Source organism: Halomonas sp. G15 (assembly GCF_021282295.1).
GTDB classification, from domain to species: domain Bacteria; phylum Pseudomonadota; class Gammaproteobacteria; order Pseudomonadales; family Halomonadaceae; genus Halomonas; species Halomonas alimentaria.
In genome coordinates this window covers 49,210-69,638 of the sequence record NZ_JAJSPA010000018.1, presented here as the reverse complement: position 1 = coordinate 69,638, position 20,429 = coordinate 49,210, and the positions used below count along the sequence as shown (strand labels likewise).

Annotated in this window: 19 protein-coding genes and 2 rRNA genes; 18 read left to right on the top strand and 3 right to left on the bottom strand. The window is 66.7% G+C overall.

The genetic code is table 11. The annotated features are described in order from the left end of the window. From LWH48_RS10405 to aroQ, 8 genes are all read left to right on the top strand, one after another. A 23S ribosomal RNA gene (locus LWH48_RS10405) occupies positions 1–169 on the top strand; the annotation flags it as partial. Positions 170–250: 81 nt separating this feature from the next. Beyond that, a 5S ribosomal RNA gene (rrf, locus tag LWH48_RS10400) occupies positions 251–366 on the top strand. 300 nt (positions 367–666) lie between these two features. Next, the gene (gene trmB, locus LWH48_RS10395; protein ID WP_232912511.1) at positions 667–1,368 is read left to right on the top strand and encodes a tRNA (guanine(46)-N(7))-methyltransferase TrmB; all 702 of its coding nucleotides are present in this window, start codon (positions 667–669) and stop codon (positions 1,366–1,368) included. Continuing rightward, on the top strand, positions 1,365–1,697 hold the full coding sequence (locus LWH48_RS10390) for a DMT family transporter (RefSeq protein WP_205743475.1): 333 nt from the start codon (positions 1,365–1,367) through the stop codon (positions 1,695–1,697). Before trmB ends, LWH48_RS10390 begins: the two co-directional genes overlap by 4 nt. Before the next feature lie 35 nt (positions 1,698–1,732). Continuing rightward, positions 1,733–3,169 (top strand): D-alanyl-D-alanine carboxypeptidase/D-alanyl-D-alanine endopeptidase, encoded by a 1,437-nt coding sequence (dacB, locus tag LWH48_RS10385; protein WP_232912510.1) that lies wholly within the window; start codon positions 1,733–1,735, stop codon positions 3,167–3,169. Positions 3,170–3,200: 31 nt separating this feature from the next. Then, positions 3,201–3,572, top strand: a complete 372-nt coding sequence (locus LWH48_RS10380; protein WP_161430502.1) for a diacylglycerol kinase — start codon at positions 3,201–3,203, stop codon at positions 3,570–3,572. 79 nt (positions 3,573–3,651) lie between these two features. Further along, on the top strand, positions 3,652–6,651 hold the full coding sequence (gene glnE / locus LWH48_RS10375) for a bifunctional [glutamate--ammonia ligase]-adenylyl-L-tyrosine phosphorylase/[glutamate--ammonia-ligase] adenylyltransferase (RefSeq protein WP_232912509.1): 3,000 nt from the start codon (positions 3,652–3,654) through the stop codon (positions 6,649–6,651). Positions 6,652–6,673: 22 nt separating this feature from the next. Then, positions 6,674–7,111: a type II 3-dehydroquinate dehydratase gene (gene aroQ, locus LWH48_RS10370; protein ID WP_232912508.1), complete on the top strand. Its 438-nt coding sequence runs from the start codon at positions 6,674–6,676 to the stop codon at positions 7,109–7,111. On the opposite strand, the gene LWH48_RS10365 is transcribed toward aroQ, so the two are convergent. Further along, entirely contained in the window at positions 7,108–8,055 is a 948-nt protein-coding gene (locus LWH48_RS10365) for an AEC family transporter (protein WP_232912507.1), read from the bottom strand. The genes aroQ and LWH48_RS10365 overlap by 4 nt on opposite strands. Before the next feature lie 18 nt (positions 8,056–8,073). Beyond that, positions 8,074–8,859: an IclR family transcriptional regulator domain-containing protein gene (locus LWH48_RS10360; protein WP_232912506.1), complete on the bottom strand. Its 786-nt coding sequence runs from the start codon at positions 8,857–8,859 to the stop codon at positions 8,074–8,076. Between the two features lie 144 nt (positions 8,860–9,003). Here LWH48_RS10360 and LWH48_RS10355 point away from each other — a divergent pair, with 144 nt between their 5' ends. The 9 genes from LWH48_RS10355 to LWH48_RS10315 all read left to right on the top strand — a co-directional run bounded on the left by LWH48_RS10355 (position 9,004) and on the right by LWH48_RS10315 (position 17,955). Further along, positions 9,004–10,332 carry a class-II fumarase/aspartase family protein gene (locus tag LWH48_RS10355; protein WP_232912505.1) on the top strand — a complete coding sequence of 443 codons (1,329 nt, stop codon included), beginning with the start codon at positions 9,004–9,006 and terminating at the stop codon, positions 10,330–10,332. A 175-nt stretch (positions 10,333–10,507) separates the two neighbouring features. Beyond that, the gene (locus LWH48_RS10350; protein WP_232912504.1) at positions 10,508–11,338 is read left to right on the top strand and encodes a CoA transferase subunit A; all 831 of its coding nucleotides are present in this window, start codon (positions 10,508–10,510) and stop codon (positions 11,336–11,338) included. After that, complete coding sequence (locus LWH48_RS10345; RefSeq protein WP_232912503.1) at positions 11,338–12,111, top strand: CoA-transferase subunit beta; 774 nt, start codon at positions 11,338–11,340, stop codon at positions 12,109–12,111. Before LWH48_RS10350 ends, LWH48_RS10345 begins: the two co-directional genes overlap by 1 nt. Before the next feature lie 36 nt (positions 12,112–12,147). Further along, positions 12,148–13,350 (top strand): 3-oxoadipyl-CoA thiolase, encoded by a 1,203-nt coding sequence (gene pcaF, locus LWH48_RS10340; RefSeq protein WP_232912502.1) that lies wholly within the window; start codon positions 12,148–12,150, stop codon positions 13,348–13,350. Between the two features lie 13 nt (positions 13,351–13,363). Further along, positions 13,364–14,533, top strand: a complete 1,170-nt coding sequence (locus LWH48_RS10335; protein WP_232912501.1) for an alpha/beta fold hydrolase — start codon at positions 13,364–13,366, stop codon at positions 14,531–14,533. 48 nt (positions 14,534–14,581) lie between these two features. Beyond that, positions 14,582–15,499 carry a pca operon transcription factor PcaQ gene (gene pcaQ, locus LWH48_RS10330; RefSeq protein ID WP_232912500.1) on the top strand — a complete coding sequence of 306 codons (918 nt, stop codon included), beginning with the start codon at positions 14,582–14,584 and terminating at the stop codon, positions 15,497–15,499. 101 nt (positions 15,500–15,600) lie between these two features. Continuing rightward, the gene (pcaH, locus tag LWH48_RS10325; protein ID WP_232912499.1) at positions 15,601–16,329 is read left to right on the top strand and encodes a protocatechuate 3,4-dioxygenase subunit beta; all 729 of its coding nucleotides are present in this window, start codon (positions 15,601–15,603) and stop codon (positions 16,327–16,329) included. 13 nt (positions 16,330–16,342) lie between these two features. Beyond that, positions 16,343–16,975, top strand: a complete 633-nt coding sequence (gene pcaG / locus LWH48_RS10320) for a protocatechuate 3,4-dioxygenase subunit alpha (RefSeq protein WP_232912498.1) — start codon at positions 16,343–16,345, stop codon at positions 16,973–16,975. Between the two features lie 149 nt (positions 16,976–17,124). Next, on the top strand, positions 17,125–17,955 hold the full coding sequence (locus LWH48_RS10315) for a 3-keto-5-aminohexanoate cleavage protein (RefSeq protein WP_232912497.1): 831 nt from the start codon (positions 17,125–17,127) through the stop codon (positions 17,953–17,955). Positions 17,956–18,027: 72 nt separating this feature from the next. Here the strand turns inward: LWH48_RS10315 and LWH48_RS10310 are convergent, their stop codons facing one another. Beyond that, complete coding sequence (locus LWH48_RS10310; protein WP_232912496.1) at positions 18,028–19,737, bottom strand: sigma 54-interacting transcriptional regulator; 1,710 nt, start codon at positions 19,735–19,737, stop codon at positions 18,028–18,030. A 310-nt stretch (positions 19,738–20,047) separates the two neighbouring features. Here LWH48_RS10310 and LWH48_RS10305 point away from each other — a divergent pair, with 310 nt between their 5' ends. Beyond that, positions 20,048–20,425: a c-type cytochrome gene (locus tag LWH48_RS10305; RefSeq protein ID WP_232912495.1), complete on the top strand. Its 378-nt coding sequence runs from the start codon at positions 20,048–20,050 to the stop codon at positions 20,423–20,425. Positions 20,426–20,429 lie beyond the last annotated feature (4 nt).

Sequence of the window (20,429 nt, the reverse complement as noted above, 5' to 3'; positions counted from 1 at the left end):
GGATAACCGCTGAAGGCATCTAAGCGGGAAGCCCCCTTCAAGATGAGATCTCCCCGAGGCCTTGAGCCTCCTGAAGGGCCCAGCGAGACCAGCTGGTTGATAGGCCGGGTGTGGAAGCGCTGCAAGGCGTTGAGCTAACCGGTACTAATGGCCCGTGAGGCTTGACCATATAACACCCAAGGGGTCTGTGATGACCCACGACGCCGGATACGCAGAGACGTGTCTCGTCAGCATGAATCACCGTTTTTCGCCTGACGACCATAGCGAGCGTGAACCACCTGATCCCATGCCGAACTCAGCAGTGAAACCGCTCAGCGCCGATGGTAGTGTGGGGTCTCCCCATGTGAGAGTAGGTCATCGTCAGGCACTTATTCAGAAACCCCAGCCCATGGCTGGGGTTTCGTCGTTCCAGGGGTCTTCCCATGGCCCGTTTGTCGGGAACAAACGGGAACCGCTTCAGCGGGCCCGAAGGGCGAGTCTCAGGATGAGACGAGTAAAGTCCCGGAGTGCCGGCCCCCGGAGCGCCGGCCGGATCATCCTCAGGCACTTATTAAGAAAAGCCCCGAGCATCGTGAGATGGTCGGGGCTTTTTGCGTTCGGGCTGTCATGCGGCGGCCTGGCGGGGCTGGTAGAATCAGCGCTCGTTTCACGTCGCAGCAGGTCGTCATGCAAGCCACTTCTCGCCGCATCGTCACCAACCAGGCGGGTCCGCACCAGGGGCTCGAGGCGCGCGTGGCGCGGGCCCTGCAGCACCCGTGGCGCAAGCCGGTCGCCGAGCACACCCGTGAGGCCTTCGGATCCGCTGCGCGCTGGCGAGAGGCGCGCAGCGACATGCCGCTGATCCTGGATGCCGGCTGCGGAGTGGGCATTTCCACTCGCCGGCTGGCGGAGGCCTTTCCCGACCATGCGGTGATCGGCGTCGATCGCAGCGACAGTCGGCTGACTCGGGAGCACGGTCCACTGCCCGACAATGCGCTGCTGGTACGCGCCGATCTGGTGGATTTCTGGCGACTCGCCTTCCGGGCAGGCTGGCGGCCGGCTCGTCACTACCTGCTCTATCCGAATCCCTATCCCAAGGCGTCGCTTCTCAAGCTGCGCTGGCATGGCCACCCGGTGTTGCCCTTCATCCTGGCTCTGGGCGGTCGCCTGGAGCTGCGCTCGAACTGGCGGCTCTATCTGGAGGAGTTCTGCCTGGCGCTGCAGCAGGCCACCGGGGTGGAGGCGGCCGTGGAGCCTCACATTCCCGGCGAGACTTACCTGACGCCCTTCGAGAGGAAGTACCACGTCAGCGGTCAGCCGCTGTGGCGGCTGGTGGCCGAGCTTTCGCCCGATCCCGCACTGGTTCCCGCAGAGCAAGGAGAGCATTGATGGCATTCGTCTACCTGGCCCTGGCGATCGTCGCCGAGGTGGTGGGTACCACCGCCCTGAAGGCCTCGGAGGGCTTCACCAAGCTGTGGCCGAGCGTGACCGTGGTGGTGGGTTATGCTCTGGCCTTCTATCTGCTGGCTCTGGTGTTACGCACCATCCCGGTGGGCATCGCCTATGCGATCTGGGCGGGCCTCGGCATCGTGCTGGTGACCGTGGCGGGCGTCGTGCTCTATGGCGAGAAGCCGGACCTGCCGGCACTCCTGGGGATCGCCATGATCATCGGTGGCGTTGCAGTGATTCAGCTGTTCTCTTCCGTCTCGGCCCACTGACGCCCACGACACAACCTCCTTGAACGAGCCCTGCCATGCGCCTTTTTCGCCTTGCTGCCCTCATCCTGCCGCTGACTCTCGCCCTGCCCGTACAGGCAGCCGGCTTCGATAGCATCTCTCGCCTGACCGACAAGGGGTTTCATCTCAGTGCCGAGGCGCGGCTGCTGGATGATGATAGCGTGCTGGCGGCCATCGAGCCGGAGCGACAGCTCTCCCCCGCCTCGGTGAGCAAGAGCTACCTGGCCGCGGCGGCCCTGGATCGCTGGGGCCCGCAGCACCGTTTCACCACGCGGCTGGTCAGCGAGGCGCGTCCGGATGCCGAGGGTGTCCTGCATGGCGACCTGATCCTCGATGGCGGTGGCGAACCGGCGTTGACCACTGAAGATCTGTGGCGCCTGGTGCAGCGGCTGTACCAGGCGGGGGTGCGTGAGGTGAGCGGCAGGCTGCTGGTCAGCCAGTGGCGCTTCGGACCGGTGGAGTGCATCACCACCGACCGCTGCGAGGCCCGCGAGCGTACCCGTCACGCCTATAGTGCGCTGCTCTCCTCGGCCGGGGTCAACTATGGCAACTGGTGCGTCAACGTGGCTCCGGCGGAGGCGCCCGGCGAACCGGCGAATGTCACTGGCTGCGATAGCCAGGCGGCCATCCTGGCCATCGACAACCGCGTGGTGACCCGCCCGGACAACAGCGGCACCCAGATCAGCGCCGAGCGCGTGACCCGCGACGGGCGTGACGTGATGCTGCTCAGCGGCCAGATCTCCACCAATGCCCACCCGCGTGATATCTACCGGGCCAGCTCCGATCCGGCCGACCAGATGGCGTTGACGCTGCTGGCGATGCTCGACCAGTCGGGGATCACTGTCACCGGCGGGGCGGATACCACCCAGGCGTCTCCGCCACCCGCTGCGGCAACACTGGCCGCCGTGGATGGCAAGCCGCTGCAGGAGCTGCTGCTGCGCGCCATGCACTACTCCAACAACTATATGGCCGACATGCTGACCCTGAACCTGGTGGAGACGCCCCGCGCCGACCTGCGCTCAGGCGGAGCCGCCATCGAGGCCTTCGTGGCCGGCATCCCGGACCACGGACCGGTGACCCTGCTCAGCGGCAGTGGACTGACACCGGAGAACCGCACCTCGGCCCGCGGTGCCAATGCGCTGCTGGAAAGCCTCTACCACCGTCCCTCCCTGTTCCCCAGTTTCGCGGCGACCCTGCAGTCCCCGGCCAATGGCGTCATGCGCTTCATCCGGCGAGGCTCCGATACCTTCCAGCGCCATGTGATGCTCAAGACTGGCACCCTCAACCAGCCGGTGACGGTGCGCGCCGTGAGCGGCTACTTCCGCACCGCCAGCGGTCGTTGGGGAGCCTTCAGCGTGCTGGTCAACGGCACGGGCAGCACCCCCTACCTGAGCTGGCCGGAGGTGCTGGACCCCCTGGCGCTGGACCTCGAGCAGATGATCGACAACCATTGAGCGGCCTGGCCAACACTCCAAGGAATCGACGATGAAACCCGGACATACCGGCTGGCGTCACCTCGTGCACTCCACCCGTTACTCGCTGAAGGGGCTGAAGGCCGCCTGGCGCCACGAGTCGGCGTTTCGACAGGAGCTGACCCTCTGCCTGCTGCTGCTGCCGCTGGTCTGGTGGGTCGGCGATGGGCCGGTGGAGTGGATCCTGCTGCTCGGCAGCTGCGCGATCGTGCTGATCGTGGAGCTGCTCAACAGCGCCATCGAGAGTGTCGTGGACCGTATCGGTCCCGAACGTCACGAGCTCTCCGGGCGCGCCAAGGACCTCGGCTCCGCCGCCGTCATGTTGTCGTTGTTGCTTGCCGGCCTGACCTGGCTGTTGCTGCTGGGACAGAAATTCTTCGGCTGATACGCCGTCATGGCGGATGCCAGCAGGGGCCCCGCTTCGCTATGCTGGGGGTATTCGCCAATTCGGATGCGAGACGCCCATGCCCCTGCCCGATGACTTTCTGCCGCTGATCGATATTCCAGAGCCCCTCAAGGCGCCGCTGGAGCGAACCCGGGTGAGGCTGGCCGAGGCGCTGGGCCAGGCCGAGAGCCTGGCGGAGATGACCGACCGTGACTCTCCTCTGGAAGACTGGCTGGGCCTCGCCGAGCCGCGTCGTGAGCAGCTGGCCCGGGTCCTGGCGATATCGGACTTCGTGACCGAGACGTTGGTGCGCTATCCCGACTGGCTGCTGCACCTGGACGCCAATGGTGAGCTGGATGCCGTGCCGGATGCCGAGGTCATGCGCGGCTGGCTCGATGAACGCCTCGAGGAGGCCGAGGACGAGGCGGCCATGCACGCCGCCATCCGTCGCTTCCGACGGGCGCGCATGGTCGGCATCGTGTGGCGTGATCTGACTCGCCCGGAAGGCATCGACATGTGGGCCACCTCGGCGGCGGTATCGCGGCTGGCCGAGACCTGCCTGGAGGCGGCACTGGCCTGGCTGGAACGCTTCCTCGAGCCTCGCTGGGGGCGCCCCGCGCCGCGTCGCGATGGCAGCGAGCAGCGCCTGGTGGTGCTGGGTATGGGCAAGCTCGGCGCCGGCGAGCTCAACCTCTCCTCGGATATCGACCTGATCTTCGCCTTCCCCGAGAACGGCGATACCGAGGGTGGCCGCAAGTCCCTCGAGCACCAGGAGTACTTCACCAAGCTGGGGCAGCGGTTGATCGGTGCCCTGGATGCGGTCACCGCCGACGGCTTCGCGTTCCGCGTCGACATGCGCCTGCGCCCGCTTGGCGACGGCGGCCCGCTGGTCGGCAGCTTCAACTCGCTCTCGGGCTACTATCAGGATCAGGGGCGCGAGTGGGAGCGCTACGCCATGCTCAAGGCGCGCCCGGTGGCCGGCGACCTGGATGCCGGCGCCGAGCTGCTCGCCGGGCTGCGCCCCTTCGTCTATCGCAAGTACCTCGACTTCGGTGCCATCGAGTCGCTGCGCGAGCTAAAGGGCATGATCAACCGCGAGGTGCGCCGCAAGGGCATGGAGGGCAATATCAAGCTCGGTCCCGGCGGTATCCGCGAGGTGGAGTTCGTGGTCCAGGCCTTCCAGCTGATCCGCGGGGGACGCGATACCGAGCTGCAGGTGACCTCCCTGAAGAGCGCCCTGGAGCGCCTGCCCGAACTCGGCCTGCTGCCCGCCGAAGTGGTCGATGAGCTGCTCCCCGACTACGTCTTCCTGCGCGACCTGGAGCACGCCCTGCAGGCCCTGGAGGATCGCCAGACCCAGAGCCTGCCCGCTGACGAGCTCGACCGTGAACGGGTCGCCCTGGCACTGGACATGGAGGACTGGCCGGCATTGATGGCCTGCCTCGACGAGGCCCGCACCCGCGTACGCCGCCACTTCGACGCGGTGATCGCCGAGCCCGAGGAGGAGGTGGAGGAGGTCACCGAGGCGACCGCCGGGGGTATTCCCCTGGAGCAGTGGCGGGCGCTGTGGCGCGGCGAACTCGACGAGGAGGAGGGGACGGCGCTGCTGGAGGAGGCCGGCTTCGCCGATCCCGCCGCCGCGGCGCGTCGGCTGGCTACGCTCTATCACTCCCGGCAGGTACAGGGCATGCAGCGCATCGGCTTCGAGCGGCTGGAGGCCCTGCTGCCGCTGCTGCTGGATGCCGTCGCGGCGAGCGACACCCCGGATACCGCCCTGGAGCGAGTGCTGCCGCTGATCGAGTCGGTACTGCGACGTACCGCCTACCTGGCCTTGCTGCGCGAGAATCCCGACGCCCTTGGCCACCTGATGACGCTCTGTGCGGCGAGCCCATGGATCGCCGAACACATCGCGCGCTACCCGATCCTGCTCGATGAGCTGCTGACCCCCGAGACCCTCTACACCCCCGCCGACAAGTCGCGACTCGCCGATGAGCTGCGCCAGGCCCTGGCGCGGATCCCCGAGGAGGACGAGGAGGCCCAGCTCGAGGCCCTGCGGGTCTTCAAGCACGCCCAGACGCTGCACGTGGCCGCCTCGGATATCGCCGGCACCCGACACCTGATGAAGGTGAGCGACTATCTCACCTATATCGCCGAGGTGATCCTCGAGGCGGTGCTGGCCATGGCCTGGAAGCACCTGACCCGCAAGCACGGCTTCCCCGAACTGGCCGACGGCGGACGCGCCGACCGTGACCCCGCCTTCCTGATCGTCGGCTACGGCAAGCTGGGGGGCATCGAGCTGGGCTACGGCTCCGACCTGGACCTGGTGTTCATCCACGATGGCGCCACCCAGGGCGAGACCGATGGCCGGCGAGTGCTGGACAACGGTGTCTTCTATACCCGCCTGGGGCAGCGCATCATCCACCTGCTCACCGCGGTGACGCCGGCCGGCACCCTCTATGACGTGGACATGCGGCTGCGTCCCTCGGGCAACTCCGGGCTGCTGGTCACCTCGCTCAATGCCTACGCCGACTACCAGCGCCGCGAGGCCTGGACCTGGGAGCACCAGGCGCTGGTGCGGGCCCGGGTGGTGGCGGGGCATCCGCGGCTGGCCCAGGGCTTCGCTGATGTGCGTCGCGAGATCCTCGGCCGTGAGCGCGATGTCGAGGCTCTGCGCGAGGAGGTGGTGAAGATGCGCCACAAGATGCGCGACCACCTGGCTGGCAAGAGCGGGGAGGGGGAGTTCGACCTCAAGCACGACCCCGGCGGCATGGTGGACCTCGAGTTCCTCTGCCAGTACGCCGTGCTGGCCATGGGCCACGAGACCCCGGAGCTGCTGGCCTACAGCGACAACATGCGCATCCTCGAGACCCTGGAAACTACCGAGCGGCTGCCGGCCCGGGAGTGCCAGCACCTGCGCGAGGCCTACCTGGCCCTGCGCAGCGCCGCCCACCGCGCCTCGCTCACCCGCGAGCCGGCCCTCGGCCGCAACGAGGCCTTTCAGGAGCACCGCCGGGTGGTCATCGAGGCCTGGCAGCGGCTGCTGGAACCGGCGGAACAGGACGTAAATCCCAAGGATTGATCAAAAAGGAATCTTGCATCGCATGAACAAGGTACTGGTACTCCACGGCCCCAACCTCAACCTGCTGGGTACCCGCCAGCCGGAGATCTACGGCCACGAGACCCTGGAGGACATCAACAACGCGCTTTACGAGCAGGCAGCGCTGGGGGGCTGGGAGATCACCTGCCGGCAGAGCAACCACGAAGGGCAACTGATCGACTGGATCCAGGCGGCGCGCCTCGATGGCACCGCAGCGATCATCATCAATCCGGCGGCCTACACCCACACCTCGGTGGCGATCCTCGATGCCCTCAACGCCTTCGAGGGCCGGGTCATCGAGGTGCACCTCTCCAACGTGCACAAGCGCGAAAGCTTCCGTCACCACTCCTACGTCTCGCTGCGTGCCGACGGGGTGATCGCCGGCCTCGGCAGCCAGGGCTATCGTGCCGCCCTGGAGGCGTTGATGCAGGCGGCCGCCTAGAGCGGCAGCAGGCCGAACAGGGTCAGCAGCCAGATCATCAGGCTGATGGTGAGGAAGGAGGCCAGGGTGCCGACCATCAGTGCCGCGGCGCTGGTGTCGCCCTGCCCGAACTGCTTGCCGAACAGCGGGTAGACGCTGATCATCGGCGCACAGGCGAACAGCAGGCCGGCGGCGATCATGAGTGGATCCGCGTCGGGCAGCAGCAGGAAGAAGACCAGTACCGCCAGGGGGTGAAGCAGCAGCTTGCCGATCACGACCTGTCCCATGTCGGCCGCCATGCCGCGTACCTTGAGGCCATGCAGCATGCCGCCGATGGTGAACAGTGCGGCCGGCCCGGCGGCCTCGGCAAGCATGTCGACGGACTGGCTCACTGGGCCAGGCAGTTGCCAGCCGGTCAGGGCCAGGGTCACGCCGATCAGCAGGCCGATCAGCACCGGGTTGCGCGAGAGCCTGGTGAGTGTCTTCTGGACGACCCGGGAAAACCCACCGCCATTGTGGCGACTGGCCTCGGCCAGGGTGAGCGCCACGGGGATGATCAGCATGGTCTCCACCACCATGTTCAACGCCATGAAGATCGCCGCCGGTGCGCCGATGACCATCACCGCCACCGGATAGCCGATAAAGCCGCTGTTGGCCGCGGACATGCCCAGGGCATGGATGGCCGCGGCATCCAGTGAATGACCGCGCCAGCGCGACAGGGTCAGCCCCACGGCGAATACCAGCACCGAGCCCAGCCCATAGGCCAGCAGGTAGCCGACATTCAGGGCTTCCTCGAGCGGGGTGGCGGTCAGGGCGCGGATCAGCAGCGAGGGCAGGGCGAAATACATCACGAAGGTCGCGATGCCCTGCATGTTGTCGCGACTCACCAACCCGGAAAACGCCGCCAGGAAGCCGGCACCGATCAGCAGGAAGATCGGCAGCGTGATCGTCAGTATCTCCAGCACGAGGCTTTCCTTGGCATATCAGCTGATGGTGGTGCGAATGTCGCGTGCCTTCTGCTGCAGCAGCGGCAGGTACTCCTGCATCAGGGTATCGTGATCGATCCGGGCGGCATTGGTGCTGATATTGATGGCACCCAGCAGGTGACCGTTGGCATCGAAGGCGGGTACCGCGATGGAACGCAGGCCGGAGTCGAGCTCCTGGTCGGCGATGGCGTAGCCCTGGCGGCGAACCTCGAGGATGCAGGCCTTCAGCTCGTCCTTGTCGATGATGGTCTTGTCGGTATGTTTCTGCAGCACCGCATGCTCCAGCCAGGCGTCCAGCTTTTCATCCGGCAGCTGGGCCAGCAGTACCCGACCTAAGGAGGTATGTGCCGCGGGCAGGCGGGTACCCACCGACAGGGTGATGGCCATCAGCCGGTGGCGTGAGGAGGAACGGGCAACGTAGGTCACCTCCTCGCCGTCGAGCACGCCCAGCGAGGAGGATTCGCCGCACTGTCGGGTGATATCTTCCAGTATCTGCTGGATCACGCTGCGATAGTTGTTGCTTGACAGGAAGGCATAGCCGAGTTGCAGCACCTTGGGGGCCAGCTCGAAGACACGCTGCTGCTTGCGCACATAGCCCAGGGCATGGAGGGTCAGCAGGAAGCGTCGGGCGCGGGCCCGGTTCATATTGGTGCGTGCGGCGACCTCGCTGAGCGTCATCCGTGGATGCGCTTCGTCGAAGGCCAGGATCACCTCCAACCCGCTGGCCAGGGCGGTCACGAAGTCACGGTCATTGGGGCTGAGAACCTCTTCCTCGGCTATCATCGGCGTTCCATCAATGGGGGGTGCTGTTAGTTGTTTATGGTGTGAACTCTAATCTAGCATAATGTTCGAATCGCGAACACTTGCGCGCTATTGGGCTTTCGTCGGTTGGCCCAGCTCTCAGCCCCCTGAAACCGGGAGATCACCATGCCTGCCTCCTTGCTGCAGCACCCCTTCATGAGCCAGTCGGCACTCGCCGAGACCGATTCAGAGAGCATGGTCCAGGCCATGCTGACCTTCGAGCTGGGCCTGGCGGAGGTTCAGGAGGCGTGCGGTGCCGTGCCCGCCGGGGCCAGTCGTCAGATGCGCGATATCCTCGCCCAGCACGCCTTCGATGTGGAGGCCATCGCCGCGGGCATCGCCAGCGGCGGCAACGCGGCGATCCCTTTCGTCAAGCAGGGACGGGCGGCACTGCCCGATGAGCTCAAGCGCTACTTCCACCAGGGTGCCACCAGCCAGGACGTGGTGGACTCGGCGCTGATGCTGCTGTTGAAGCCGCGCCTGGCGGCACTGGATCTCCTGCTGGTGCGTTGCCGCATCGCCGCCATCACGCTGATGGAGGCCCATGCCGGCACGGCGATGGTGGGGCGCACGCTGATGCAGCAGGCTCTGCCCATCACCTTCGGTGTCAAGGTGGCCCACTGGGCCATCGGCCTGGAGCAGGCGCGGCGGCGCCTGGCCGGCGTCGAGTTGCCTGTGCAGTTCGGCGGTGCCGTGGGGGTGCACTCGGGCTGGGATGACGCGGGGCTCGACTTCATGGATGCCCTGGCCGAGCGCCTGGGCCTGAGCACGCCGGTGTTGCCCTGGCATACCGACCGCCAGCCGGTCCATGCCCTGGGCACGGCCCTGGATGCCGCCGCCGGCGCCGTCGAGAAGTTGGCCCTGGACGTGTCCCTGCTGACCCAGACCGAAGTCGGGGAGGTGGCCGAGCCATCGGCCCCCGGCATGGGTGAATCCTCCTCCATGCCCCACAAGCGCAATCCGGTACGTTGCGCACTGATTCGCGGCGCCGCCCGCCAGGTACACGGCCACGCCTCGGTGCTGCTCAACGCTGCCGCCCAGCCGCTGGAACGCGGGCTCGGTGAGTGGCATGCCGAGTGGGGTCCGCTGGTCGACAGTGCCCTGCTGCTGGAGGGGGCCCTGGAGCAGGCCGCCGCGCTACTCGAGGGGCTGGAGGTGCACCCCGAGGCGATGCGGCGCAACCTGGCCGCTACCGGCGGCGGGATCATGGCCGAGCCGGTGGCCAAGTTGCTGGCGCCGACCCTCGGCACCGATGCCGCGAAGCGGATCAGCTCCGAAGCCGCCGAGACGGCGCGCCGGCAGGGAACTCCCTACGCCGAGGCGCTCAATGAGCATCCTGAGGTCCAGGGGCGGCTCGATGCCGAGGCGGTGGCGCAGGCGACGGACCCAGCCTTATACCTTGGTAGTAGCCAGCGTCAGGTCCAGCGTGCCAAGGCTTGGCTGAACGCTGGTTAACACCCTGAGATAAAATAAAAACTGACCCGTGAACACGCAGGGGAGGCATTGCCTCCCCTGCGTGCTATCTGGGCCCCGGATTGACGATGCGGAGTGGTGGGAGTAATTTGTTCGTATCACAAATCAAAGTTCGCTATTCGAACATTGGCAAGATCAATCGCCAGGAGGAAAACCCATGGCCGAGTTCCTGAGCCTGCATGATGCGGTGGCGCGCTACGTCGAGGACGGCGCCACCGTGGCCATGGAGGGCTTTACCCACCTGATCCCCTTCGCCGCGGGACACGAGGTGATCCGTCAGAAGAAGCGTGACTTGACCCTGATCCGCATGACTCCCGACCTGATCTACGATCAGCTGATCGGTGCGGGCTGCGCGAAGAAGGTAATCTTCTCCTGGGGCGGCAATCCCGGTGTAGGCTCCCTGCATCGCCTGCGCGACGCGGTGGAAAAGGGCTGGCCCCACAAGGTCGAGATCCTCGAACACAGCCATGCCGCCATGGCCTGCGCCTTCGAGGCCGGCGCGGCGGGCCTGCCCCTGGCCGTGCTTCGAGGCTACGTGGGCAGCGAGCTGCCCAGCGTCAACGACCAGATCAAGTTCATCGAGTGCCCCTTCACCGGTGAGCGCCTGGCCGCGGTGCCCTCGGTGCGCCCGGACGTCTCCATCGTCCACGCCCAGAAGGCCGACCGCGCCGGCAACGTGCTGGTGGAAGGCATCGTCGGGGTGCAGAAGGAGGCCGTGCTGGCTGCTGCCAAGAGCATCGTCACCGTCGAGGAGATCGTCGACGACCTGCGCAGCGAGCCGGGTTATCACCCCAACGCCTGCATCATCCCGGGCTGGGCCATCGACGCCATCGCCGTGGCCGAGAAGGGCGCGCTGCCCTCCTATGCCCACGGCTACTACCCGCGCAACAACGCCTTCTACAAGGAGTGGGACGCCATCGCACGGGATCGCGATACCTTCACCGCCTGGATCGAAGAGAATGTCATGAACGCAGGGGGGAACGCCTGATGAGCCTCGACTATACCTCCGCCGAGATGATGACCGTCACCGCGGCCCGCGCCCTGGAGAACGGCACCACCTGCTTCGTCGGCATCGGCCTGCCCTCCGAGGCCGCCAACCTGGCACGCCTGACCCATGCCCCCGATGTGGTGCTGATCTATGAATCCGGCACCCTGCAGACCAAGCCCGATGTGCTGCCGCTCTCCATTGGCGACGGCGAGCTGGCCGAGACGGCGCTGACCACCGTGGCGGTGCCGGAGATGTTCCGCTACTGGCTGCAGGGCGGCAAGATCGATGTAGGCTTCCTGGGCACCGCTCAGATCGATCGCTACTGTAACCTCAACACCACCCTGATCGGCGACTACCGCGAGCCCAAGGTGCGCCTGCCGGGTGGCGGTGGTGCTCCTGAAATCGCGACGAATGCCGGTGAGGTGTTCATCACCCTGAAGCACTCCAAGCGCGCCTTCGTGGACAAGGTCGACTTCGTCACTACCCTGGGCTTCGGCCGCGATGGAAAGGGGCGCGACGGTGTGCCCAATATCGGCAAGGGGCCGACCCGGGTGATCACCGACCTCTGCGTGATGAAGCCGGACCCCGAGACCAAGGAGCTGGTGGTGGTCTCGCTGCATCCGGGCGTGAGTCGCGAGGAGGTGATCGAGGCCACCGGCTGGGAGATCCGTTTCGCCGAGTCCCTCGAGAGCACGCCGGAGCCCAGTGCCAAGGAACTCGAGATCCTGCGCGAGCTGAAAGCGCGTACCGAACGAGCCCATGCCGGTGCGTGACACCGCGCCCCGCAGCGAATATCAGGAGACCAGGTCATGACCGACGTTTACCTCTGCCATCCGCGGCGCACCGCCGTGGGCCGCTTCGGCGGCACGCTTGCCAGCGTGCGCCCCGATGATATGGCCGCCACTATCTTCAAGGCGGTGCTGGCCGAAGCCCCGGCGCTGGATCCGGCCGCCATCGAGGAAGTCTTCATGGGCTGTGCCAACCAGGCCGGTGAGGACAATCGCAACGTGGCACGCATGTCGGCGCTGCTGGCGGGCCTGCCGGTATCAATACCCGGCACCACCATGAACCGCCTGTGTGGCTCCGGCATGGACGCGGTGGGCACCGCCTTCCGTGCCATCAAGGCCGGCGAGATGGACCTGGCCCTGGCCGGCGGCGTGGAGTCCATGTCCCGCGCGCCCTACGTGCTGGGCAAGGCCGACAGCGCCTTCTCCCGGGGCCAGAAGATCGAGGACACCACCATCGGCTGGCGCTTCATCAACCCGCAGATGAAGAAGGCCTACGGCGTCGACTCCATGCCGGAGACCGCCGAGAACGTGGCCGAGCAGTTCCATATTTCCCGCGAGGACCAGGACGCCTTCGCCCTGTGCTCCCAGCAGAAGGCCGCCGCCGCACAAAAAACCGGCCGCTTTGCGCTGGAGATCACCGCCATCGAGATCCCGCGTCGCAAGCAGGAGCCGCTGATCTTCGACCAGGACGAGCACCTGCGTGAGACCACCCTCGAGAAGCTCGCCGGCCTGCCCACTCCCTTCCGCGAGGGCGGCAGTGTCACCGCCGGCAACGCCTCCGGGGTCAACGACGGCGCCGCGGCGATGCTGGTGGCAAGCCAATCGGCCGTCGAGGCGCACGGTCTGACGCCCATGGCGAAGATCCTCGGCATGGCCACCGCCGGGGTCGAGCCTCGCATCATGGGCTATGGCCCGGTGCCCGCGGTCAACCGCCTGCTCGAGCGGACCGGCGTGTCGCTTGACGAGATCGACGTGATCGAGCTCAACGAGGCCTTCGCCGCCCAGGCCCTGGCCTGCATGCGCGACCTGGGCCTCGAGGATGACGACCCGCGGGTCAACCCCAACGGCGGCGCCATCGCGCTGGGCCACCCGCTGGGCATGTCCGGCGCGCGCCTGCTGCTGACCGCCGCCCATGAACTGCAGAAGAGCGGCAAGCGCTATGCCCTGTGCACCATGTGCGTGGGCGTGGGGCAGGGCATTGCTACGCTGATCGAGCGGGTATAACAGGAGATTTCCCATGGCATTTCTGACTATCAACGGACGCAGCGTCGCCTATCGCCTGCTCGGCGCTGAGGCCAACCCCCTGGTGGTGCTGGCGCACCCCCTGGGCATGAGCCAGGCGGTGTGGGACGACGTGCTGCCGTCGCTGCTGCCGCGTTACCGGGTGCTGACCTGGGACCTTCCCGGCCATGGCGCCAGCCAGGCCTGGGGCGACGGTCACATCACGCCGGCTGACCTGGCCGCCGAGGCCCTGGCGCTGGTCGACCATGCCGGTGCCGAGCGCTTTCACTTTGCGGGTACCTCCATCGGCGGTGTGGTCGGCCAGGCGCTGATCGCCGAGCACGGCGAGCGCCTGCTTACCGCCACCCTGACCAATACCGGGGCGGTGATCGGCAACGCCGAGCTGTGGAACACCCGCGCCGGACGCGTGCGCCAGGAGGGCCTGGCGGCGATGTCCGAGGAGATCGTACCGCGCTGGTTCGCCCCCGCCTGTTTCGAGGCCGAGCCGGCCCTCAAGGCGGGCTGGTGCACCCAGATGGGCCGTGGCGACGATGAGGCCTACGCCAAGCTGTGCGAGATGCTGGGCCGCGACACCTTCGACGGCAAGCTCGCCGGCAAGGGCGTCAAGGTGCAGCTGCTGGGCGGCAGCGAGGACCTGGCGACGCCGCCGGCGACACTGGAGGCCCTTTCAGCCGAGCTCGACGGAGCCCCCCTGGAGATCCTCGAGGGTGTGGGCCATGTACCCTCCGTGGAGGTGCCGGGCCTGTTCGCCGCGAAGCTGCTGGCGGTGATGGCCGTGGACCTGGGCGATGTGGGCGCCAACGGCGTGGATTACGCCACCGGCCTTGCGACCCGCAAGCAGGTGCTGGGTGAGGAGCACGTGACGCGCTCCACCGAGAACGCCACCAGCTTGGACGCTCCCTTCCAGCAGATGATCACCCGCCTGGCCTGGGGGGAGCTGTGGAGCAACGCGGATCTGACCCGCCGCGAGCGCAGCATGATCACCACCGGCATCCTGGCCGCCCTGGGGCGCGAGGAGCTGACCCTGCACCTCAAGACGGCCAAGCGTATCGGCCTAAGCGAGGCCGAACTGCGCCAGGTGCTGATGCATGTGGCCATCTACGGCGGTGTGCCGGCAGCCAACCATGCCTTCGCCGTGGCCAAGGAGCTGGGCTGGGGCGAGTAGCCCCGTTCAGCCGCCGGCATGATCGATGCCCCTCGGCAGGAGGCCTGAATGCTCAATGCGCGAATCAAGCTCCGCCATCTCCAGGCCTTCCTGGAGGTAGCCCGCCAGCGCAGCTTCGCCCGGGCCGCCGAGCGGATGTCGATCACTCAGCCGGGCATCTCCAAGACCATCCGGGAGCTCGAGGAGACTATCGGTGCCAGCCTCTTCGAACGCACGCCCCGGGGGGTCTCCCTGACCCAGGCGGGCCTGACCCTGCTGCGTCACGCCGGTCCGGCGCTGCGTGCCCTGGAAGAGGGCATCGGCGCCGTCGGCGAGGGGCGAACCGATGGTTGCTGGCTGCGCGTCGGGGCCCTCTCCACGGTGGAGAGCCGGTTGCTGCCGGAGGCGATCCTGCGCTGGCAGGAGGGCATGGAGGGGGAGTGTGGCGTCAACGTGGTCACCGGTCCCAGTGCCTTCCTGCTCTCGCGGCTGCGGCGCGGCGAGCTGGACCTGGTGGTGGGGCGCATGACCGAGGCGCGGGAGATCATCGACCTCTCCTTCGAGCATCTCTTCTATGAGCGATTGATACTGGTCGTGCGAGGCGGTCACCCGCTCGCCGGGGAGACGCAACTGGCGCCACTGCAGCTGATGCGCTTCCCCTGGGTGCTGCCGCCCCCGCAGACCACGCTGCGCCAGCAGGTAGACAGTTTCTTCGTGCGCCATGGCCTGGAGCCGCCGGCTCGCCAGCTAGAGACGCTGTCGCTACCGCTCAGCCGGCACTACGTTCAGGTGAGTGATGCCGTCTGGGTGGCGCCCGAGGAGGCCGCGCGCGAGGCGGTGCGCATGGACAGCCTGGCCGAACTGGCGCTCTCCCTGGAGCAGCAGGGCGGATCGGTGGGGATGTGCACCAACGCCAGCCTGGCGCCTTCCCTGGCCCTAGAGTCCTTCTGCGAGACACTGCGGGGGATGGCCGCGGATAAGGCATAACCCCTGGGTTATGAGCAGGGGGCGAGGCGTCAATTGGCAGGCGACATGAATGCCGCCAGACTGATCCGGGTCAATGAAATCTCCCAGGAGAAAGGATCGATATGCAACACGACAACAAGCGATTCGTCGAGCGCGACCGCAACTGGCATCCGCCGGCCTATGCCCCCGGTTACAAGACCTCCGTGGCGCGCTCCCCGCAGCAAGCGCTGGTCAGCATGCAGAAGCCCACGGTCTCGGAGCTTTCCGGTCCCGACTTCCGGCATCTGCGCATGGGGCCCCATGACAACGACCTGTTGCTCAACTTTCGCCAGGATCAGAGCCAGGGCCTTCCCCAGGGCGAGCGCATCATCATGTTCGGCCGCGTGGTCGACCAGTTCGGCAAGCCGGTGCCCCATACCCTGGTGGAGATGTGGCAGGCCAACGCCGGCGGCCGCTATCGCCACAAGAACGACAACTACCTGGCCCCCCTGGACCCCAACTTCGGTGGCGTCGGCCGCTGCCTGACCGACGATCAGGGCTGGTACCGTTTCCGTACCATCAAGCCGGGCCCCTACCCCTGGCCCAACGATCCCAATAGCTGGCGCCCCTCCCACATCCACGTGTCGGTGATGGGGCCGTCGATCTCCACTCGCCTGATCACCCAGATGTATTTCGAGGGGGACCCGCTGATCCCGCTGTGTCCCATCGTCCACACCCTCAAGGATCCCGAGGCCGTGGAGACCATGATCGGTCGCCTCGACATGGCCCGCAGCAAGCCCATGGACTGCCTGGCCTATCGCTTCGACCTGGTGGTGCGCGGTGAACTGCAGACCTACTTCGAAAATCAGTAACAGGGGTGACGAGATGAACCAGCCGAATTCCCGACCCACCAGCGAACTGATGCTGCGTGAGACCGCCTCCCAGACCGCCGGCCCCTACGTGCATATCGGCCTGGCCCTGGCCGCCGCCGGCAACCCGACCCGCGACGAGGAGATCTGGAACGAGATGGCTCGCCCCGAGGCCGAGGGTGAGCATATCGAGGTGGTCGGCACCGTGATCGACGGCAACGGCGACCTGGTCCGCGATGCCTTCATCGAGGCCTGGCAGGCCGACGCCAACGGCGAGTACCAGCGCGAGTTTGACCTGAAGAAGCCCTTCAACAGCTTCGGGCGCACCGCCACCACCTTCGACCACGGCAGCGAGTGGACCCTCAAGACCGTCAAGCCGGGCCCGGTGGTCCACGCCAGTGGTCAGGCCCAGGCGCCGCATATCAATCTGTCGATCTTCGCCCGCGGCATCAATATCCACCTGCAGACCCGTCTCTACTTCGATGATGAGGTCGAGGCCAACGCCAACTGCCCGGTGCTCTCCCGCATCGAGTCGCCGACTCGCCGCCAGACGTTGATCGCCCGGCGCGAGGAGGTCGACGGCAAGGTGCGTTATCGCCTCGATATTCGCCTGCAGGGCGAGGGTGAAACGGTCTTCTTCGACTTCTGATCGAGCGCCCTGGCCTCCAGGGTTCCGATCATCCGCGCCGCCCCCCGGGGGCGGCGCTCGGCGTCGATGACGCCGAGCACACGCCACGGGGGAGACGCCCCCTGATCATAATGAGCCACTGTACCCTAGCGGTACCAAGAGAGGTCACCATGTCCAACCCCTGCATCATCTGTGTCGCCATCACCGGCAGCCTGCCGCGCAAGGAAAACAACCCTGCCGTGCCGATCACCGTCGAGGAGCAGATCGAGAGCACCCAGGCAGCCTTCGAGGCGGGTGCCACCATTGCCCACTGCCATGTGCGCAACGACGACCAGACGCCAAGCTCCGACCCGGAAAAGTTCGGCCGCCTGCTGGAAGGGCTGAACAAGCACTGCCCCGGCATGATCGTGCAGCTCTCCACCGGCGGCCGCTCCGGGGCCGGCGAGGAGCGCGGCGGTATGTTGCCGCTCAAGCCCGACATGGCCAGCCTCTCGGTGGGCTCCAACAACTTCCCGAACCGCGTCTACGAGAACTCGCCCCAGCTGGTCGACTGGCTGGCCGAGGAGATGCTCAAGTACGACATCAAGCCCGAGATCGAGGCCTTCGACCTGTCGCATATCCACCAGGCGGTCAACCTGTCGAAGCAGGGCAAGCTCAAGGCCCCGCTCTACGTGCAGTTCGTGATGGGGGTTAAGAACGCCATGCCGGCCGACAAGCCGACCTTCGATTTCTACATCGAGACTCTCAAGCGTCTGGCACCGGATGCCCAGTGGTGCGGTGCCGGTGTCGGTTCCAACCAGCTCAAGCTCAACGAGTGGTCCATCGCCGCCGGCGGCCATACCCGCACCGGTCTCGAGGACAACGTGCGCCTCGATCGTGACACCCTGGCACCCTCCAACGCGGCCCTGGTGGAGCGCGCCGCGGCGCTGTGCGAGAAGTACGAGCGCCCCGTGGCGACCTGGCGGCAGGCCCGCGAGATCCTGGGCCTCCCCCTGCGCTGATGGCGTCCCCCGGGGTGGCCCGGGGGAATACCTTCTGCGAGTGATGGCGTGGTAACGACGCCCGCTTCGGCCTCAGCGCAGATCGTACTTCTTCAGGCGGTAGGCGTAGGCGGGGCGGGTCATGCCCAGCCGGCGGGCAGCGCCGGCAATGTTGCCCTCGCTCTCTTCCTGGGCCGCCATCAGCATCTCCTTCTCGATATCCTCAAGGGTCAGCCCGGCATGGAACAGCGCCTGGATCTGCTGGCGGGGCGTGACTTCCGAGCTCGAGGCGTCTGCTGATGCCGAGAGTCGACCCCGCTCGTCCAGTCCCTGCCCCCTGTCCCGCTGCAGTGTGGGTACCCGGTAGTCGCCGAACAGTGCACGTTCGGTGATGTGCTTCTGGTCGTCGGTGAGAATCACCCCGCGCTCGATGCTGTTCTTCAACTCGCGCACGTTGCCGGGCCAGGCGTACTGGGTGATGGCCGAGCGTGCCTGGTCGGAGAAGCCCAGGGTGCGGCGCTGGTAGTGGTGTTCGCAGCGGGCGAGGAAGTGTTCGGCGAGGGCGGGAATATCCTCGTGACGCTCACGCAGAGGGGGAACCGTGAGCGTGAAGGCGTTGAGGCGGAAGAACAGGTCGCGGCGAAAGTGACCCTCCTCGACTCGCTGGAGCAGGTCGGTGTGGGTGGCCGCGACCACCCGCACATCCACCTCCTTCACCCCCTGGCCGCCGACGCGTTCGATCTGGTGTTCCTGCAGGGCGCGCAGCAGGGCGGCCTGGGCACGCGGGGAGAGTTCGGCCAGTTCATCGAGAAACAGGGTGCCGCCGTGGGCGCGTTCGAAGCGCCCGAGGCGTGACTGCACCGCTCCCGTATAGGCGCCCTTCTCGACGCCGAACAGCTCCGACTCGATCAGCTCCGGCGGGATGGCCGCACAGTTGACGGCGATGAAGGGACCCGTGGCGCGCTGGCTCTGCTCGTGGAGGCGCCGAGCGAGGATCTCCTTGCCGGTACCTGTCTCGCCGAGCAGCAGCACGGGCACATCCGCCGCGGCGGCGCTGTCGAGCATGGCCAGCATCTCACGGAAGGCGGGTGCAGCGCCGATGGGGCCCCAGTCATCCTCGTGCTGGCGGCGGGTGAGGTCTCCTTCCAGGGTCGCCACTCGCGCCTGCAGTTCATAGAGCTCGTCGATCAACGGGGCCTCACGCAGCACGGCGGAGAAGGCCTGGTGGTCGGGCCACTCCTCGGCAAACTTGCCGATGATGCGGCAGTGGGCATCACCACAGCCCAGGCACTCCACTTCCCGATACTGCACCTCGCGTCCCAGCAACTGGGTGGCATAGCCGGAGGCGTAGCCCAGCAGCGTCCAGCATACCGGGGTGCTCGGCGTGTCCCGGCCACGCCAGACCTCCACCTCGAAGGAACCTTTCCAGATGAACTCGCTGTAGAAGCGGTCATTCTCCAGGTCGATATCCAACTGGCCGGGCACCGCCTTGACGTGCCCCTGCAGGGCGTGCAACTGCGGGCCGGCCAGGAAGCTGTCGCGCAGCCCGAGCCGCTCGCCGCGCAGGGACTCGCCAAGCTCGGCATCCTGCAGGCCGGAGTAGTAGCCCAGGCGGATGAAGACGCCACGGGCGCGCTCCACCCCCAGGGTGGTGACGAGCTCGTTGCGAAAGAAGGCCGATGCCTGCAGCGACATCAGAATCATGCGTTGCTCGCCGAGCCAGATCTGCCCTTCTTCCGGGAGGAAGCGCAGGGCATCCATCAGGTCACGGGCGCTGGGGTACTGGGGGGTGCTTGAAGGCATGGAAAGCTCGTCGATAAGGCGCGGCGACAGGATATCACCCATGCTGAGTGTGAAGGTGACGCCCAGGATGATGATTTGCGCAGGGGTGATGAAATGGTTAACCGATTTTAGCGAACGCGTGTTCGTATAGCGAACTGAAATGCTTGAAGGCTCTCCTAGTGCCCTGAATAACTGGCTTTTTTCAGTTCCGGCACGTTTCTTGACAGGTAAATGGGGCAGGTATCCGGTGCTAAGCTTTTGATTATACTAAAGTCTAACGAGCCGGTTCCCTCGACGACAGCCCATGACGACCAGACGGGTGACATTGACCATGCAAAACACAACAACGGTGCCTTCCCGGCACCTCCCCTCACGTACCCTCGGGGCGCTGGCCCTGTTCGGTGCCCTGCTGCTGCCTCCGGTGGCGGCCAACGCCTCGGAAACCCGCGCGCCCGACGAGGTCTACCGGCAGGTCTGCGCTCACTGCCATGCCCCGGACAAGGCCGTGGGACCCGAGATCACCATCGCCTCTCCCGAGGCAGCCTGGGAAGCGCGTGGTAACTACATCCGCAATACGGTGCGCCACGGCCGGGCCGCCATGCCGGCCTTTCGTACGGCCAAGATCAGCGATGCCGAGCTCGACGGGCTGATCCAGGCGCTGGTCAGCGGCGAGCTGGATGACGCACCCGCCGCGACCGGCGAGGAGTAGTGCC

What these genes read in the sequence shown, in the direction of transcription:
- LWH48_RS10345 (WP_232912503.1), top strand. Translation starts at nt 11,338, where the DNA reads ATGAGCCTCGACTATACCTCCGCCGAGATGATGACCGTCACCGCGGCC.
- trmB (WP_232912511.1), top strand. Translation starts at nt 667, where the DNA reads ATGCAAGCCACTTCTCGCCGCATCGTCACCAACCAGGCGGGTCCGCAC.
- LWH48_RS10350 (WP_232912504.1), top strand. Translation starts at nt 10,508, where the DNA reads ATGGCCGAGTTCCTGAGCCTGCATGATGCGGTGGCGCGCTACGTCGAG.
- LWH48_RS10310 (WP_232912496.1), bottom strand. Translation starts at nt 19,737, where the DNA reads ATGCCTTCAAGCACCCCCCAGTACCCCAGCGCCCGTGACCTGATGGAT.
- LWH48_RS10335 (WP_232912501.1), top strand. Translation starts at nt 13,364, where the DNA reads ATGGCATTTCTGACTATCAACGGACGCAGCGTCGCCTATCGCCTGCTC.
- LWH48_RS10305 (WP_232912495.1), top strand. Translation starts at nt 20,048, where the DNA reads ATGCAAAACACAACAACGGTGCCTTCCCGGCACCTCCCCTCACGTACC.
- pcaF (WP_232912502.1), top strand. Translation starts at nt 12,148, where the DNA reads ATGACCGACGTTTACCTCTGCCATCCGCGGCGCACCGCCGTGGGCCGC.
- LWH48_RS10380 (WP_161430502.1), top strand. Translation starts at nt 3,201, where the DNA reads ATGAAACCCGGACATACCGGCTGGCGTCACCTCGTGCACTCCACCCGT.
- LWH48_RS10315 (WP_232912497.1), top strand. Translation starts at nt 17,125, where the DNA reads ATGTCCAACCCCTGCATCATCTGTGTCGCCATCACCGGCAGCCTGCCG.
- dacB (WP_232912510.1), top strand. Translation starts at nt 1,733, where the DNA reads ATGCGCCTTTTTCGCCTTGCTGCCCTCATCCTGCCGCTGACTCTCGCC.
- pcaH (WP_232912499.1), top strand. Translation starts at nt 15,601, where the DNA reads ATGCAACACGACAACAAGCGATTCGTCGAGCGCGACCGCAACTGGCAT.
- LWH48_RS10355 (WP_232912505.1), top strand. Translation starts at nt 9,004, where the DNA reads ATGCCTGCCTCCTTGCTGCAGCACCCCTTCATGAGCCAGTCGGCACTC.
- aroQ (WP_232912508.1), top strand. Translation starts at nt 6,674, where the DNA reads ATGAACAAGGTACTGGTACTCCACGGCCCCAACCTCAACCTGCTGGGT.
- pcaQ (WP_232912500.1), top strand. Translation starts at nt 14,582, where the DNA reads ATGCTCAATGCGCGAATCAAGCTCCGCCATCTCCAGGCCTTCCTGGAG.
- LWH48_RS10360 (WP_232912506.1), bottom strand. Translation starts at nt 8,859, where the DNA reads ATGATAGCCGAGGAAGAGGTTCTCAGCCCCAATGACCGTGACTTCGTG.
- glnE (WP_232912509.1), top strand. Translation starts at nt 3,652, where the DNA reads ATGCCCCTGCCCGATGACTTTCTGCCGCTGATCGATATTCCAGAGCCC.
- pcaG (WP_232912498.1), top strand. Translation starts at nt 16,343, where the DNA reads ATGAACCAGCCGAATTCCCGACCCACCAGCGAACTGATGCTGCGTGAG.